This window comes from Acidobacteriota bacterium (assembly GCA_009861545.1).
Classification (GTDB): Bacteria; Acidobacteriota; Vicinamibacteria; order Vicinamibacterales; family UBA8438; genus WTFV01.
The window spans coordinates 75778-91160 of the sequence record VXME01000017.1 but is presented as its reverse complement, the minus strand read 5'-3'; the positions used below and the strand labels follow the sequence as shown (position 1 = coordinate 91160).

The window sequence follows — 15383 nt, the reverse complement described above, 5'->3', positions numbered from 1 at the left end:
GGTCACGAAATGGCGCGGATCTCCGCTTGACACGGGGGTTTTCTGGCCGACACTAGTTAGTGGTTATGACCGACACATCGGTTCGCTGACGAAAAACGGTCGTCCAGAAGCATTCATGGATCGCAGTGCTCCGACGCCCCAAGTAGTGTTTCGCGAGCTGAAGGCGACCACCGACGGGCCGTAGCTCGCCCATCCGAGAAGCGATCGTAAGGCCCACGAACCACACAGCATCATGCCACTCTCCGAGCTTACTGCGCGCGAGTTCTGCAAGGTATTCCTCCGCGGATAGATTGGTCCGAGAGCGCCAGCTGCTCCACTGTGTGACGACACGATCAACGAGCCTTTGGCGAACGAGGCGGTCCATATCGGGTCGGTGTTCAAAGAGCTGACTGGCAAGAGGCACGCCGGCACCCACGGAGAAACCAGCGCCAAGAATAATGGCTACACTTCTAACGTCCGTGTTAGCATGTCCCATGGGTCTGCGACCATCTCGCTTGGCCCTGGACAGCTAGCGGGCCGCTTCGAAGATACCAGTCTCCGACGCCGACCGACTGGCGGTGAGACGCCGGGGCGAGCCGAGCATCAGCACGGAATTCTCGGCCTCGGGGTCGGGCGCGAACGACCGCGGCAGCTCCACGGACGATGGTTCCAGCCGGCGCGAACTCCGCCGTCCACCCTGGAGCCGGCGCAACAGCCCGGCGACCACGGCGTCTCGAGGTCGACCGCCCACCCGTACTGCTCGCCTTGACGCTCATCGACAGCCAGCGCTCCCACGGGCGGTCAACACCGGTGGCCGACACGGTCCGCAGCGAGACGGACACCACGAGACCACCACCCTTGGGTGAGCCCTCATCGTGTCCTTGCCCTTCCCCGACGACGATGCCGCTCACACAGATGGTCGATGAACGCCGCCACGCGCCGGAACCCGTCAGCCGACGTCCACGCCCGTGCGTGCCGCCGCGTCGCCGCGGCGCAGCCCGTTATCCGCCGCACCGAATAGCTGCGCTGCTGCCCACCGCGTCCTCCCGCGGTCGCCGCGCTGAAACCCGCCGCGGTCATCCACCGCGCCCCCGGCCGGTCACGCGCCAGCGACGTTCAGGCCTGTCGAAAAACCCACGACAATGGGTGTTGCACATCAGGCGTCCACATCATCAAAGATGCTGCGGTCACCGGAGAGGTCTTCCGCAATGGGCGCCTCTCCCAGACGCCGCTCTGGCCTCTGATCGGACTCGTCCGGCATGTGTTCCGAAATCCATTCCCGTACCTGTTCCGTCTCCCGTTCGATGTTCTCGGAAACCGTCTCGTCACCGTCGAACATGGCCCCCAGTATCTCGAACCCCTGCAGCAACGGCTGCATGTGGTCATCCGGGGATTCGTCCAACTGGTGGTTACTTTCCCAGTCGCGGCGCACGTCCTCAAGCCGAGGCAGCAACTCCGTGCGGACACGGTCCCGCAGAGCGTTGAATTCCTCCTCGCGGAATACATTCCGCAATCGCTTGCTTTCGAGAGCATAGAAGTCTTCGCCGTCGACGACGTACGCGCTCACTGCCGCGATGAACTTCTCCCGCGTTTCCTCCGGCAGCAATCCAACCTCATAAAGGCGCAAGGCCAGATCAACTTCCGACACGGCACTAAGCATGAGTCCAGGCTGAGCCACTCTGTCTAAGATTGCGGAATACTGCGCGATGTACAAAGCCAAGAATTCCTTCGAACAACGGAAAGCCAGAAACCGGTGCACGCCCCCTCGTGCTCCCCACTCGGCCATCCACACCGTCTTGTACTGTGCAGTCGCAGAGTAGTCTTGAAGGCGCTGAAGCATCAAAGGAAAGAGAGCCCTCGGTATCACCACGGCGCGTTCCAGTCCGACATCACCGCAAGTAACTTGCGCCATCAGCTTCTCCGTGGCCGCTCCTTTCAGATAGATACCGAGCAACTCCGGATGCTGTGTCAGCAGTGATGCATATGCGTCACCGATGGTCGGGTGCTTAAACCTCCATACATGGTTGCCGTCGGAGTCGACTCGCTGGACAAGGCTGCCGTTCAGGGCATCGAGCGCCGTACCGCAGTTGCCTAGGTCGCTGCCCAAGCGCTCCAGTGCCTCCCTTTCTGACTCGTGAAGCGTGATCGGGCTTTCCAGTCTATCGTTCCTCATGTAGATCAACGCGAGCGCGGCCTTGCTGTGGCGATCGAGACCCTGTAAGACTTCCTGGACAAACTGCTCGCGCTTATCGACGAACTCGAGCAAGTAGTACCGGTCGATCCACAGCCCTCGCGTGAATAGTGGATCGGCCAGCCGTCTGGCCGTTTCCGGGATGAATCGCTCGTGGGTTGCTATCGCGTCGAGATGAGGTTTGACCTGCGTCCGGAACTCCTGCGGCTGACGCCCCAGTTTCAGGTGATTGTAGAGAATCTGACGCTTCTCGTCGGGAGTCAGATCCTGAACGTCGATCACGACTTGGCTTTCGCGCAGCAGGGGAAACGCGCTCTCCTTTAGTTCTTGTCTGGCACGCTTGTAGATGTAGTCGCGAGAGGTCATGACGATTCTGGCTCCCTTGCGCAGCATCGTACGGACCTGCGGCAGGATGTGGTTCCATCCGTGCGCCAGAGAGGATTCGTACTGCATCACGCCAAATGCATCATCAAGCCAAAAGAACTGGGAGGGCTCATCAGGGTTCCAGTGATCTATGACCTTGTCAGGATTGTCGAGCTTGAGTGTAGAAGCACCCCACTGGTCGGCAGCGCCCATCGCGAGCAGCGATGCGATAGTTGTCTTTCCGGCCGCCGGTTCACCAATCAGCAGCACGAATCCGTGCTCGTCGAGGGCTGCGGCCGACCGACGATAGGCGTCGGTGACAACTATCTTCGCCAAGTCGTCCCGAAGGGAGGTGAGCAAAGCGCGTGCCTGCGAATATGCCCTGTCATCGAGGATCTGGCTGAGGTCGCCTAGCCCGTAGAGTCGGGGCACAAGCATCCGGAGGTGTTTGCTGCCCTGGATCTGCTGGCATATCCACGTTGAGCCGAAGAGAAGAACGTGCTTTACGCCGGCACCTTTGAACAAAGCCTCAATCTTCTCCGCTCGCCTGCCAGACACGCCAGCGTTTGTCAGGAGCACGTAACAATCGCAGCGACCCTCACGCACGAGTCGTGTAGTCTTGGCGAGCTCGTCTGAAAGGTCAGAAACGCGCAGCTTGTGATCGGCTCGGCTCGTGAACTTGCACTGAATGACAAAGTGGCCGCTGATGTACTCGTTGCCGCTTGGATTCCAGGAACCGGCAAACGCACCGTCTCGGCCACCGTCGTGGGAGTCTAGAAATGACTCAACGCATTGACCAAGAATGTGTCTCGCAATGGTAAGGCAGAGCTGCTGGAAGCTGTGCCAACCGAGATTGTGGAGATCGTACATGGCTCACTGCTGACCATAAAGATCCAACCGGGAATCGACTTGATCACACACGCGATCGCCTCAGGGCGGTCAGAAAGTGGCAGGCGACACCGCAGTTTATCATATCGTATAGTGTCCAGCCGCTACTTGCGGCTCAGACGCACGTTGAGATCGCGCGTCGCTGTCGCCCCCGGGTTGCGGCAGCATGAGCAATGCTACACCCATCCCCATCACGCGGAGGCCGGCCAACCTGTTACCGGGTAGGGGCAGGGCCGGTCACGAACGCGGCCCAGCGGTCCATCAGCCCGCGCCGCTGGTCGAACAGATCGCTTCGGGCGTAACTCCGCTCGACAGCTCCGCCCACCACGTGGGCAAGGGCCAGCTCCGCCACGTCCCGCGTCGCCCCGGACCGCTCCGCCGCCCACGTCCGGAAACTCGACCGGAAGCCGTGAACGTCCGCATCCGTACCCGTCGCTCGCCGCAGCGCCTTAATCAAGGTGTCGCCGTTGAGCGGACGCCCGCCCACGCCAGGGAAGATCAGCGAATCGGCCGCGGCGTCGGAATGCGCCCTCATGCCCTCCAGCACGCCCACAGCCGCATCCGACAACGGCACCCGATGTTCCGCCCCGGCCTTCATCCGCGAGGCCGGTACGCGCCACTCCCGCGCCTCGAGGTCGACCTCGCCCCACGTCGCCCCGCGAGCCTCGCCCGACCGGACCGCCGTCAACGCCGTGAAGCGAATCGCCGCCTTGACGGCCGGACCGGCCCCGGACGCCTCGACCGCCGCCAGCGCCGCGGGAACGTCCGCGTACGGCAACGCCCGCCGATGCGCTCGGGCCTTCGGAGTCTTCGGCAAAGCCGCGTCGATCACTTCGCCCGCCGCGTTCACGTCGACGTGGCCCAGAGCCTGCGCCGCCGCGAGCACGCCCCGGACCCAACCGCGCAGGAGCTTGCCCGTCGCCGGCTTGTCGCGGTACACCGGCCCGAGCACCGAGAGCACCGCCGCCCGGTCGATCTGGTCGACGGGCCGGCCCATCAGACGCGCCGCGTACCGCGCCAGGGTCCGCCGCCGCGTCTCCCGGGTCTGGCCGCGCCACTGGCCCCCGCGCTCGACCTTGGCCGACACGTCCGCGAACGTCGGCACGGTCGACGCGCGCCCGGACGGGTCCCCGCCCCGCTTCGCCGTCAGGCGGTTGTCGTGCGCCCGCTCCCGAGCCTCCGACAGCGTGACGGCCGGGTAGGTGCCGATGCTGATATCGCGCCGCTTCCCCTGGACGTGAAGCCGCTGAACCCATCGCTTGTTGACCCGGCCGGTCCGGCCCTTGGCCACGACCAGGTACACCGTGTCGCCCGCCTGATACCGGCCCGGCTTCCGCAGCGTCTCGGCCCGTCTGGCTGTCAGTCTTTCCATGCATTCGCCTCCTGTCGACCGAAATCGTAAACCCACGGTACACCCACAGTCAAGCCTCGGATTTGGGCGGACCGGCACGAATCGGCGTGGACGCTGAAGGCGGGCAACCTCCCGCTATTACGCTCGAAAACGTGCACTTTTGGACAGATGCGGACCGATAGGGATCAGAGACAGGATTATGGCAGCGCAAAGACGAACAGCGTGTTCCCGTTGCTCGGCCGCAGCTCCGGGGTCAGGCGGTTGAAGGCGCCCGAGGTCAGCGACCGGCCGGTGCTCACTGCCACGTACTGCTTCCCGTCGACGGCATAGGTGATCGGGAAGCCGGTGAGCGGCGATCCCAGGTTGATCTCCCAGAGCACCTCCCCGGTCTCGTGATCGAAGGCGCGCAGGCGGCCGTTGTGGTCTCCGCCGAAGATGAGGCCGCCGCCGGTCGCCACCAGCGAGCTGGTGGCCGCCCGCTGCTCGTGCTTCCAGAGCACGGCGCCGGTCTCGGCCGAGATCGCCTGCACGGTGCCCACCTGGTCGGTGCCGGGGGCGATCTGGCTGCGCACGCCGAGGCCGTAGAGCGAGCCGTCGTTGGTCGCCATGATGCGCGCGCAGGCGTTGCGCAGCGGGAAGTACATGGTGTTGGTCAGCGGACTGTAGGCGCCCGCCTCCCAGTCCTTGCCCCCGACCAGGGTCGGACAGGCGAAGACCTCCTGGCCGTCGGCGCGGAAGACCAACTCGGCGTTCTCAGACACGGCGCCGGTCGCGCCGTCGATGCCGCCGACCACGTTCTGGGCGATTGTCGGGGTCGCCCACAGGAACTCGCCCGTCGCGCGGTCGAGGGTGTAGACGATGCCGGTCTTGCCCGGAATGCCGGTCATCACGCGGCGCTCCTCGCCCGGCTGCAGGCGCGGGTTGATCCACTCGACGGCGGATGGGTCGGGACGCACCGCGGTATCGACGAGGAGCCGCTCGAAGGGATGGTCGAGGTCCCAACTGTCGTTCAGGTGCTGGTAGTACCAGACAATCTCCCCGGTGTCGGCGTCGAGCGCCAGCGTCGAGTTGTGGTAGAGGTGCTTCAGGTCGGCCCCACCGATCAGGTACTTGGGCGCCGGGGACGTGACCGACGTGCCGATGTAGACCAGGTTGAGCTCGGGATCGTAGCTCGGCACCATCCACGCGCCGACGTGCCTGCGCTCGTCGAACGGCACACCGCCCCAGCTCTCGTCTCCCGGCTCGCCCGGGGCGGGGATCGTCCGCCGCCGCCACAGCTCCTCGCCGGTCGTCGCGTCGTGCGCCACGATGACGCAGGCGTTGGGCCCACCCCGCGGCGTGCAGCCGCGGCCGGAAACGATCTTCCCGTCGGCGATGATGGGGCCGGAGCTCTGGTTGGCCGGGTTCACCCGGTAGTCGAGAATCTGCGTCTCCCAGGCCAGCTCGCCGGTGGCCGCGTCGAGGGCGAAGACGTAGTCGTCGCCGCTGGTGTCGATGATGTGCGTTCCGTAGATCGCGAGGTTGCGGTTGAGGTCGGTGAGCGCGCCGAGCATGTAGTCCTCGAGATCATCCGGACGATCCCGGCGGTACTCCCAGCGGACGTCCCCGGTGACGGCGTCGAGGGCCTGGATGACGTCCCGCGGATTCGGCATGTACATCACGCCCTCGTAGACCAGCGGGGTCCCTTGCTGCAGACCGGGGCCGAGGCCGCGCGACCAGACCATCCGGAGCTGCCCGACGTTGTCGCGGTCGATCTGATTCAGCGGGCTGTAGCCCCAGCCATCGAGCGTCCGCCGCCACATCAGCCAGTCCCCGGCCGCCGGATCCTGGAGCATCGCGTCGGTGACCGGCGTGACGCCGGGGGTTTGCGCGTGCGACGGGACCGCCGTGAACGCGAGCAGAATCGCCGCCAGCGTGACGCGCATGACGTGCGCCGATGGTGAAGTGCGCATCTCAACTCCCTCCGGCTGCAAAAGATGGTGACTCCTCCAGCAACCTTCGCTATTGCGGCGCCTGCTGCGACGGACGTTCGCAGAACGCCTTCACCGCGTCCATGTCCTTCTCGACCGCCGTCCGTACCATGCCGAGCACGAGCGGCATGGTCATGCGGGCGCTTGTCGTCTGTGGTTGGGCGTCCATCACCATCTTCAGTTCGGCGCCCTCCCCGTCGGGAACGACCGTGAAGACGGTATCCCAGAGCGCGCCGCCGGCCTCGGACACGATCCGCACCCGCTCGTTCTCGACGTGCTCCGTGACCTCCAGCTCCGTCGACGCCTCGCGCCCCATCATCATGCGCGTCTCGCGAAAGCGCGCGCCGACGCCCGACTTCACCTCCGAAAGGAACTCGACCCGCAGGATGCCCGGCACGGCCTGCGAGAACTGCTCGACCTGCGCGACGGTGCGGAACACCACATCGGCGGGCGCGTCGATCCGCCGGGTTACGGTCACGTTCGCCATCACGTCTCCTGCATCGCGGCCCTACGGCAGCGCGTAGGCGACGAGCGTGTCCGTCGCGGCGATCACCACGTACTGGCGGCCGTCGGCGCCCAGGTACGTCATCGGGTCGGCGTTGCCCCGCTGCTCGAGCCGGTCCGCCCACAACTCGCGGCCGGTCGATGCTGCGAGGGCGCGGAACCGGTTGTCGTCGGTCGCCGCGATGAACAGCAGACCGCTGGCGGTCGCGATGGCGGCGGCGCGGCCCGGGCGCCCCGTATTCCGCTTCCCGGCGGGCAGCGTGTCGGTGACGCCGAGCGTCTGCCGCCACGCGATGTCGCCGGTCGCGACGTCGACCGCGAACAACTGCCCCCACGGCGGCTTCTGGCAGGGCATCCGCACGCCGTCGAGGTTCACCTCAAAGCTGGCCGGCCGCGGCGTCTGCTTCTCGTACGGGGACGGTGCGCCCTCCTCGGTGGCGTCGACCATCCAGCCCAGCGCGCCGACGTCCATCGAGAAGACGAACGCGTAGCCGGTTGCCGGATCGAACGAGACGCCGCCCCAGTTCGGGCCGCCGACCCCGCCCGGGAAGTTCAGCGTGGTCCGCGGCGCGGCGCCGGCGGGACGGTAGACCCAGGGCGTGAACGGTCCGGCGTTGTAGATGTCGCCGAGGCTGTCGACCAGCGCCGCGCACGCGGCGGCATGTTCCGCCGTCGTGTCCTCGGCCGTCACCAGGTCCGACGCCGCGTAGCGCACGCGCCCCATCGGCGGCGGCTTCACCGGAATCGGCTGGGTCGGGTAGGCCGCCTCGCCCGGCACGTCGCTCGCCGCCACCTCGCGCTCCTCCACGCCGTGGATCGGCTCGCCGGTCTCGCGGTTGAGGATGTACAGATAGCCGGACTTGGTGGTGACGCCGAGGGCCGGAATCGCGCCGCCCTCGTGCGGGATGTCGAACAGCGCGGGCGGCGCGGGCGGATCGGCGTCCCACAGATCGTGGTGAATCGTCTGGAAGTGCCAGACGTACTCGCCGGTCTCGGCCTCGACCGCGACCACCGAGTTGCCGTAGAGATTCGCGCCCGGCCGGTCGCCGCCGTAGTAGCCCGGAATCGGCGATGCCAGCGGCAGGTAGATGAGGCCGCGCTCTGCGTCGGCCGTGAAAAAGAACGGCCAGGCGTTTGCGCCCAGGCGCCCCTGCCAGCTATCCCCTTCCCAGGTGTCGTGCCCCACGTCGCCCGGCTGCGCCACCGAGTCGAACTCCCACAGGCTGGCGCCGTTGCGCACGTCGAAGGCGCGGGCGTTGCCGACGCCGCCGATGGCGCCGGGCGGGGTGTTGGCGCCCACCACGGCGACGCGCCCGAAGACGAACGGCACGGAGTTGTAGGGGATGCCCAGGCCGATGGCGCCGTTGTCGCCGAAGCCGGCCGCCGGCGCACCGCTGGCCGCCTCCACCGCATGCAGCTCGGGACCGGTGGTGAACAGGATGCGCGGCTCGTGCTCGTCATCGCCGGGCCAGTAGGCGACGCCCCGGCGGGACGGCGGACGGCCGGCCACCGGGCGGCTCCAGATCTCCTCCCCCGTCTCCGGGCGGAGCGCGACCACGCGATCGGCGGCCGAAAGATACATCACACCGTCGACCACGATGGGCGTCACCTGCGAGTTCGGCCCGCGGCCGGAAGGATCCGGGGCGACGCGGTTCAGGTCGTAGGTCCAGGCGCGAGCCAGGCCGGCGACGTTGTCCGGGGCGATGGCGGTCAGCGGCGAGTACCCGGTTCCCGCCAGGTTGCCGCGGTACAGCGGCCAGTCGGCGCCGTCCGCATCCGGCGACTGGGCCGCCGCCCCGGCCGGCAGGCCGACCGTCAGCAGCGCGGCGCACAGCGTGATGACATTGATGAATCGCATGGCTGTTTCCGGCCTCCCGCCGGACGTGAAGAGAGCCGCATTGTATATCGCGGCTCCCCGCTCCTGGAGCGGGGGGATGGGCCGAGAGGCCGAGCCTGCGAGGCGTTTCGGGGCGCCGGCCCCGTGCTACTGCGCGGCCGAGAAGCTGAGCTCCGGGTCGTACCGCAGGACGGTGCGCTCGATGGACAGGAGAACGCCGGCCAGGCGGGCCGCGACCTGATCGGCCTGCTCCCCGAAGGTCCGCTGCAGGATGGTGGGTCGATCGAGCTCTGAGAAGCTCGCGTGGTTCTCGACGATCTGCCACACCGCGGGTCCCGGCCCGAACACGCGCTCGTAGACGCCGAAGACCACGTCCGCGCCGCGGAACTGCGGGGTGTTCTCTCGGAGGAACGCCTCCCAATCGGCGTTCCGGCCCGGAGCCACCTGCACGCTGGTGATCCAGGCGAGCGACAGCCCGCTGACGTCATCCGATTCGACGCTCAGGTCCGGGCGATACCGCACGGCGTAGCTTTGCCGGCTGGCAAGGGTGCGGCGCACCCGATCGGCGATGCGCGCCAGCCGGTCGGGCTCGAGGACGCGGCCGAGCGGTCCACCGAAGTCGAGCTCCGCGAGGCTCTCCATGGGCGTCACGAAGAGCCGCTCGTACGTGTTGCCGAACTCCGCCGTGCGCCACGCCGAGCGCCACGGCACGCCGGCACGCTGCAGAGCGGGATTGACCTCCTCGAGCTGCAGCTCTATGAACTCGTCGAGCTCCCGGGGCAGCACCTGCAGATAGTCGACCCGCATCCACGAGTCTGCATCCTGGGCCAGCGTCACGGACGCGACACCGGTTATCAACGACACGCCGACGACCAGCGCCGCGCTCCAGGTAACCAGACGTTTCATGGCAGCCTCCCCAGTAGATGCGCCTCGGCGTATCGGCACGCCGGGGCACTCCCTCATTCCTACTCTACCACCTGGCAGTCCGGGGAGGAACTCGGAACCGGGGCGCCGCGCTCGCCGGGTTGCCGCTGCGCTCTATGCCCGGCCGGCCGCCGCGATGCCCTCCCGTTCGTCGACACGCCAGAGAATCAGGCCGCCCAGCACGAAGAAGACCAGCAGGCTGCCCACGCCGATGCGCTGGCTGTAGACGTCGCTCAGCACGCCGAGCAACGCGGGGCCGAGGAAGGAGGTCACCTTTCCGGAGAACGCGAAGAAGCCGAAGAACTCCGACTCGTGCTTCGCCGGGACGAAGCGCGCCATGAGCGACCGGCTGGCCGACTGGTTCGGCCCGATGAAGATCCCCACCAGGATGGCCGAGACCCAGAACCAGGTCCTGGTCGGCGCCAGCGCTCCCACCAGCGTGGCCACCGACAGCGCGGCCACGCTGAGTCCGATGGTGGCCTTGCCGCCGATGCGGTCGTCGACGAAGCCGAACGCCAACGCCCCCAGCCCCGCGCCGACGTTGAGGACGATGCCGAACGTCACGAGCTCCGCGAAGCTGAAACCGAAGGTGCCGACCGCATAGATGCCGCCGAACGCGAATATCGTCACCAGGCCGTCGTTGTAGAGGAGCCGCGCCACCAGGAAGCGCACCACCTGCCGGTAGCGCCGCAGATGGCGCACGGTGGCCGCCAGGTCGCGAAAGGCCTGGCCGACGTCGACGCCGCGGCCCGTTCCCGACTCGTCCCGCAGGTACAGGAACGCCGGAATGCTGAAGAGGAGGAACCAGCCCGCCACCAGCAGGTTGGTGGCCCGCAGATTGAAGCCCTCGCCGGTCGGGATCCCGAACAGCGGCGTCTCCGGCACGAACACCACCAGCGCCACCGCCAGCGCGCCCAGCCCGCCGAAGTAGCCGAGCCCCCATCCGTAGCCGGAGATGCGCCCGATCCGCTCCGGCGGGGCGAGAGACGCGAGAAACGCGTTGTAGAAGACCAGCCCCAGCTCGAACGCCACGTTCGCCACCACGAACACCGAGAGCGCGATAACGACCGCGTTCGGCTGGTCCGGCCGCACGAACGTCAGCGCCGCGGTCGCGGCGACGCAGAGGAGCGAGCACAGGATCAGATACCTCCGCCGGCCGCCCCGGTCCGCCAGCGCGCCCGCTATCGGCGCCAGCGCCGCGATGGCCAGCGCGCTCACCATGATGCCGCGCGACCAGAGGGCGGTTCCCCGCCCGGGATCCTCGGCGAAGGCCGCGGTGAAATAGGCCGAGTAGATGAACGTGACGACCAGCGTCGTGAACGCGGAGTTCGCCCAGTCGTACAGGCACCACGACCACACCACGGCGCGCCCCGGCCGCCCACCCGTCTCATGCTTCGGTGCACCCATGTCACCTACAATACGGCGAACGCCGCGCCGCCGCTACCGGGCGCGCGCCCCGGGGACTCCCGCGAACGCCTGGAGAAACATCACGCCATGCCGCTCTATGCCCTGATCGCCCGCGACCCCGATCCCGACCGCCGCGCACGGACCCGTCCGGCGCACATCGAGCACATGAACCGGCTGGACGAGGCCGGACGCCTGCGCCACGGCGGCCCGCTCCTGCGCGGCGCCGACGACGTGGCGGGCAGCCTGATCATCCTCGAGGCGGACAACCTGGAGGAGGCGAAGGCGACCTACGCGCAGGATCCCTACATCGTCAACGACGTGTTCGAACACTACGACATCGTCGAGACGAAGCAGATCTATCCGCGGCAGGCCTGATCGCGGCCGGCCCGCCTCGACGCCATGCGGGACGCGCCGGCATCTCGCGCCGCAAGCTGCCCGCGGCGCCGAATCGGGAGCCGGACCTCAGCGCGGCACGTCGGGAAAGCGGGGCCGATCGGGTTCGAGCTGCGTGCCGAGCGAGTTGAGGGCGATGGAGACCATCCGGTAGCCGGCGACCGTGATCACGACGTCGATGAGCTCCGCTACGCCGTAGCGCGTGGAGAGCGCCGCCCATGTCGCGGCGGAGACGGTATCGTCCCGGTGCAGCTCGTCGGTCGCCCGGATGAGCGCCGCGTCGAACGGATCCCAGCCCGGCGCCGCCGCGCCGACCGCGATCCGCCGGATCTCCTCGTCCGTCATCCCGATGCGTCGCGCCGCCCGCACGTGCTGCGACCACTCGTACTCGGACCCGCAGAGCCAGCCGATGCGCAGAATCAGGATCTCGCGAGCCCGAGCCGACAGCGTCGCCCCGGTTCGGATGTAGGCCGACTGCACGGCCCGCGGACGGAAGAAGATCGGATGCCGGGCGAGCGTCGCATAGAGGTTCAGAACCGGCCCACCCGCATCCTCGGGATCGAGGAGGCCGCGAACCTCCGCCGACCACGCGGCGCGCGGGAGCGGATCGAGCCGCGGCGCGGCGAGCGGCGACGGCGGTGCGCCCGCCGGCCCCATCGCGCGCGGGACGTCCGCCGGCAGCCGGTCGGCGAACCGCTCGTCCGCTGGTACGCCGAGGCTGTTGGCCAGATTCGCCAGCAGGATGTACTCGGCGCCGCTGAAGATCATGTCGATGAGCTGCGGGACGTTGAAGCGGGTCGCGAGCTCGTCCCAGGAGGCATCGCTCAAGAACGCGTCGCGGTACAGCTCGTCGGCGGCATGGAGCATCAGCGCGTCCCAGGCGCCCCACCCGGCGTCGGGGCCTTCCGCGACCCGCCGCAGGTCGCGATCGCCGAGGCCGAACCCGCGCGCCTCGGCGGCCAGCTCCGCCCAGAGCGCCTCGGATCGGCAGAGCCAGGCGACGCGCAGTCCCATGAGGAGCTGATCGACGGCCGGAACCATCGAGCGCTGGCGCAGGTACGCGGCGAGCGGCCCGAGACCGTGCAGCGCCGGGGGATGCCGGGCGAGCGTCCGGAGCAGGTTCGTCGCCCGCTCCGGCTCGACGCCGAACGCCTCGATGCCGGACCGGACCTCGGCGGTCCACGCAGCGCCGTCAGCCGGATCCACCGGCTGGATCCGGAGCGCAGCCGGCTCCTGCCCCTCGGTAATGGCGGCGGTCGTCGCTTCGGGGACGGCGGCGGTCGTCGCTTCGGGGACGGCGGTGGTCGTCGCTCCGCCACCATTCGCTGTCCACGCGGCCGAGCCGCCGTCCGTGGCCGCCGTCCCGCGGCCCACGCCCGCCGTTGCGCAATTCAGCGTGACGACGCAGGCCATCGCCGCCGCAGCCCCGACCAGCGGACGCCGCCATGCACAGGCGTTACCAGTATTCGACATCGAGCCCCTCTATCGTCCCAAGCTCCGGCGGTGGCGTCGCGACAGCATAGCCCGGAAACCGCCGTCTCCGGCGCCCCCTGCCCGGGGCGGCGCGCCGGATCTCGCGCCCCCGGAGCGCGCGAAGCATCGAGAACCAACGGCGCGCCCGCGAACACTTCCCGCTGTGCACGCGCGCCGTTTTCTGGCAGCATGGGGATGGTTTCGGCAAGCGAGAGCAGTGCGATTGATCGGGAGGATGAAACCGTGCGCCTCATGCGAATCGTTCCGGCCGCGTTGATCCTGTGCACTCCGGGACCGGTCCTCGCCCAGGGCTGGGGCGAATACGCGAGCCGGGCGGACTTCTTCAGCGTCAATCTGCCCGGCGAGCCGGTAGTCGAGGAAGTCACCTACACCTCCGAGTACGAGGCGGAGTTCCCGGCCCGCGTGCACGCCTACGAGGACGGCTCGACCCGCTATTCGGTCACCGTGGTCGACTACACCGATGCCGAGCGCATCCATACGGAGCGCGCCGGGAACTGCCCGCCCGACGTGCACACCGGCTGCACCGGGGCCTACTACACCGGCGTCGGATCGTGGATCGTGGACGTACGCGGCGCCATCGACTATGCGACGTGGCAGATCCTGCAGCGGGACGTGACGCCAACGTTCTTCGGCTGGAACTTCGTGGACCTGGTCGAGGGCCGACACCTGCAGCTTACCAACGCGGACGGCTCGCGCACCTTCGCGGCGATCTACATGCACGAAAGCCGCCTCTACATTCTCGAGGCGACGGCCACCGGGGGCCGGCCGGGACCGGAACTCTTCCAGCAATCGCTGCAATTCCTGGACGCGGACGGCAACGGCATCCGCTACGAGTCGATCTACACCAACGGTTTTCCGACACCTCCGCGGGTCCGATGATGACCAGCAAGATCTCGATCGCAACGGCAGCCATCCTCGCGGTTTCCCTCGTCGTCCCGACCGGGGCGCATCATTCGCACGGCAACTACGAGCTCACGGATTTCATCCACCTGGACGGTACGGTCAGCGAAGTGCACTGGATCAACCCGCACTCCTGGATCTTCCTGGAAGTCGCGGACGACAACGGCGAGGAGCCCGCCCTGTGGGCCATGGAGGCCACCAACCCCGCCGGGCTCACCAGGAACGGCATCGCGCGCAATCACGTCCTGCCGGGGGACCCCATCCGGGTGCGCTGCCACCGGCTGAAGGACGGCTCCGACGGCTGCCTGCTCGGGTTCGTCACCCCGCTGCACGGCGATGCGGCGCGCGGACACGGCATCGAGAAGGAGTGGGATTAGGCACCCGATGGCGGCCATCGACGTCTCGTCTCTCTTTTCGCTGTCCGGCAAGATCGCGCTGGTCACGGGCGGCTCGCGCGGCATCGGCCGCATGATGGCGGAGGGGCTGGTGCAGGCCGGCGCTACCGTCTACCTCTCCTCGCGCAAGAAGGACGCCTGCGACCGAACCGCGGAGGCGCTGTCCGCGCTGGGCCCGTGTCACGCCGCGCCGGCGGACGTGGCGACGGAAGACGGACGGGCCGCGCTCGTCGAGGTGATCAAGGCCCGCGAGCCGCGCCTGCACATCCTGATCAACAACGCCGGGGCGGCCTGGGGCGCGCCGTACGCCGAGTACCCGGCAGCGGCATTCGACAAGGTGCTCGGGCTCAACGTGGCGGCGCCGTTCCTGCTGACGCGCGACCTGACGCCGCTGCTCGAGCGCGGCGCGGCGGACGGCGACCCCGCCCGCGTCATCAACGTCGGATCGATGGACGGCCTGCAGGTACAGCGGCGCGTCGGGACCGGCACGTTCGCCTACTCGGCCAGCAAGGCGGCGGTGCACCACCTCACACGCACGCTGGCCGTCGAGCTCGGCCCCCGCAACATCACCGTGAACGCCGTCGCCCCCGGGTTCTTCGAGAGCCGGATGACCGGCGACATTCTCGCGCGGTACGGTGCGGACATCACGGCCGCCTGCCCGCTGGGGCGCATCGGAAGGCCGGAGGACATGGCCGGCATCGCGATCTACCTCGCCTCGCGGGCCGGGGCGTACACCAACGGCGCGGTGATTCCGGTGGACGGCGGCTCGTTGCTCACTTGACGCGCC

At 68.2% G+C, this 15383-nt stretch carries 12 protein-coding genes; 4 read left to right on the top strand and 8 right to left on the bottom strand.

Going from position 1 to position 15383, the window contains the following annotated elements:
• Positions 1-1135: 1135 nt before the first annotated feature.
• The 7 genes from F4X11_02835 to F4X11_02805 all read right to left on the bottom strand — a co-directional run bounded on the left by F4X11_02835 (position 1136) and on the right by F4X11_02805 (position 11414).
• Positions 1136-3403: a hypothetical protein gene (locus tag F4X11_02835; protein ID MYN63951.1), complete on the bottom strand. Its 2268-nt coding sequence runs from the start codon at positions 3401-3403 to the stop codon at positions 1136-1138.
• 232 nt (positions 3404-3635) lie between these two features.
• Positions 3636-4793: a tyrosine-type recombinase/integrase gene (locus tag F4X11_02830; protein ID MYN63950.1), complete on the bottom strand. Its 1158-nt coding sequence runs from the start codon at positions 4791-4793 to the stop codon at positions 3636-3638.
• Between the two features lie 176 nt (positions 4794-4969).
• Complete coding sequence (locus F4X11_02825) at positions 4970-6724, bottom strand: PQQ-binding-like beta-propeller repeat protein (protein MYN63949.1); 1755 nt, start codon at positions 6722-6724, stop codon at positions 4970-4972.
• Between the two features lie 49 nt (positions 6725-6773).
• Complete coding sequence (locus F4X11_02820) at positions 6774-7229, bottom strand: SRPBCC family protein (GenBank protein MYN63948.1); 456 nt, start codon at positions 7227-7229, stop codon at positions 6774-6776.
• Between the two features lie 21 nt (positions 7230-7250).
• On the bottom strand, positions 7251-9104 hold the full coding sequence (locus F4X11_02815) for a PQQ-binding-like beta-propeller repeat protein (protein ID MYN63947.1): 1854 nt from the start codon (positions 9102-9104) through the stop codon (positions 7251-7253).
• Between the two features lie 126 nt (positions 9105-9230).
• Positions 9231-9989 (bottom strand): hypothetical protein, encoded by a 759-nt coding sequence (locus tag F4X11_02810; GenBank protein ID MYN63946.1) that lies wholly within the window; start codon positions 9987-9989, stop codon positions 9231-9233.
• Between the two features lie 132 nt (positions 9990-10121).
• Entirely contained in the window at positions 10122-11414 is a 1293-nt protein-coding gene (locus F4X11_02805; protein MYN63945.1) for an MFS transporter, read from the bottom strand.
• Here F4X11_02805 and F4X11_02800 point away from each other — a divergent pair.
• A complete protein-coding gene (locus tag F4X11_02800; protein MYN63944.1) occupies positions 11397-11789 on the top strand; it encodes a hypothetical protein in 393 nt (130 codons plus the stop codon). The genes F4X11_02805 and F4X11_02800 overlap by 18 nt on opposite strands.
• 87 nt (positions 11790-11876) lie before the next feature.
• Here F4X11_02800 and F4X11_02795 read toward each other — a convergent pair whose 3' ends face one another.
• Positions 11877-13280, bottom strand: a complete 1404-nt coding sequence (locus tag F4X11_02795; protein MYN63943.1) for a carboxymuconolactone decarboxylase family protein — start codon at positions 13278-13280, stop codon at positions 11877-11879.
• A 243-nt stretch (positions 13281-13523) separates the two neighbouring features.
• On the opposite strand from F4X11_02795, the gene F4X11_02790 reads away from it, so the two are divergent.
• Genes F4X11_02790 through F4X11_02780 form a run of 3 tightly spaced genes read left to right on the top strand, consistent with a single transcriptional unit; the run spans position 13524 to position 15377 of the window.
• On the top strand, positions 13524-14180 hold the full coding sequence (locus tag F4X11_02790) for a hypothetical protein (protein MYN63942.1): 657 nt from the start codon (positions 13524-13526) through the stop codon (positions 14178-14180).
• Complete coding sequence (locus F4X11_02785; GenBank protein ID MYN63941.1) at positions 14177-14578, top strand: hypothetical protein; 402 nt, start codon at positions 14177-14179, stop codon at positions 14576-14578. The genes F4X11_02790 and F4X11_02785 overlap by 4 nt, the downstream gene beginning before the upstream one ends.
• A gap of 7 nt (positions 14579-14585) precedes the next feature.
• On the top strand, positions 14586-15377 hold the full coding sequence (locus F4X11_02780) for an SDR family oxidoreductase (GenBank protein MYN63940.1): 792 nt from the start codon (positions 14586-14588) through the stop codon (positions 15375-15377).
• Positions 15378-15383 lie beyond the last annotated feature (6 nt).

Coding starts and splice junctions, on each gene's coding strand:
- F4X11_02785 (MYN63941.1), top strand. CDS start 14,177: ATGATGACCAGCAAGATCTCGATCGCAACGGCAGCCATCCTCGCGGTT.
- F4X11_02825 (MYN63949.1), bottom strand. CDS start 6,724: ATGCGCACTTCACCATCGGCGCACGTCATGCGCGTCACGCTGGCGGCG.
- F4X11_02800 (MYN63944.1), top strand. CDS start 11,397: ATGCTTCGGTGCACCCATGTCACCTACAATACGGCGAACGCCGCGCCG.
- F4X11_02805 (MYN63945.1), bottom strand. CDS start 11,414: ATGGGTGCACCGAAGCATGAGACGGGTGGGCGGCCGGGGCGCGCCGTG.
- F4X11_02835 (MYN63951.1), bottom strand. CDS start 3,403: ATGTACGATCTCCACAATCTCGGTTGGCACAGCTTCCAGCAGCTCTGC.
- F4X11_02815 (MYN63947.1), bottom strand. CDS start 9,104: ATGCGATTCATCAATGTCATCACGCTGTGCGCCGCGCTGCTGACGGTC.
- F4X11_02810 (MYN63946.1), bottom strand. CDS start 9,989: ATGAAACGTCTGGTTACCTGGAGCGCGGCGCTGGTCGTCGGCGTGTCG.
- F4X11_02795 (MYN63943.1), bottom strand. CDS start 13,280: ATGTCGAATACTGGTAACGCCTGTGCATGGCGGCGTCCGCTGGTCGGG.
- F4X11_02830 (MYN63950.1), bottom strand. CDS start 4,793: ATGGAAAGACTGACAGCCAGACGGGCCGAGACGCTGCGGAAGCCGGGC.
- F4X11_02820 (MYN63948.1), bottom strand. CDS start 7,229: ATGGCGAACGTGACCGTAACCCGGCGGATCGACGCGCCCGCCGATGTG.
- F4X11_02780 (MYN63940.1), top strand. CDS start 14,586: ATGGCGGCCATCGACGTCTCGTCTCTCTTTTCGCTGTCCGGCAAGATC.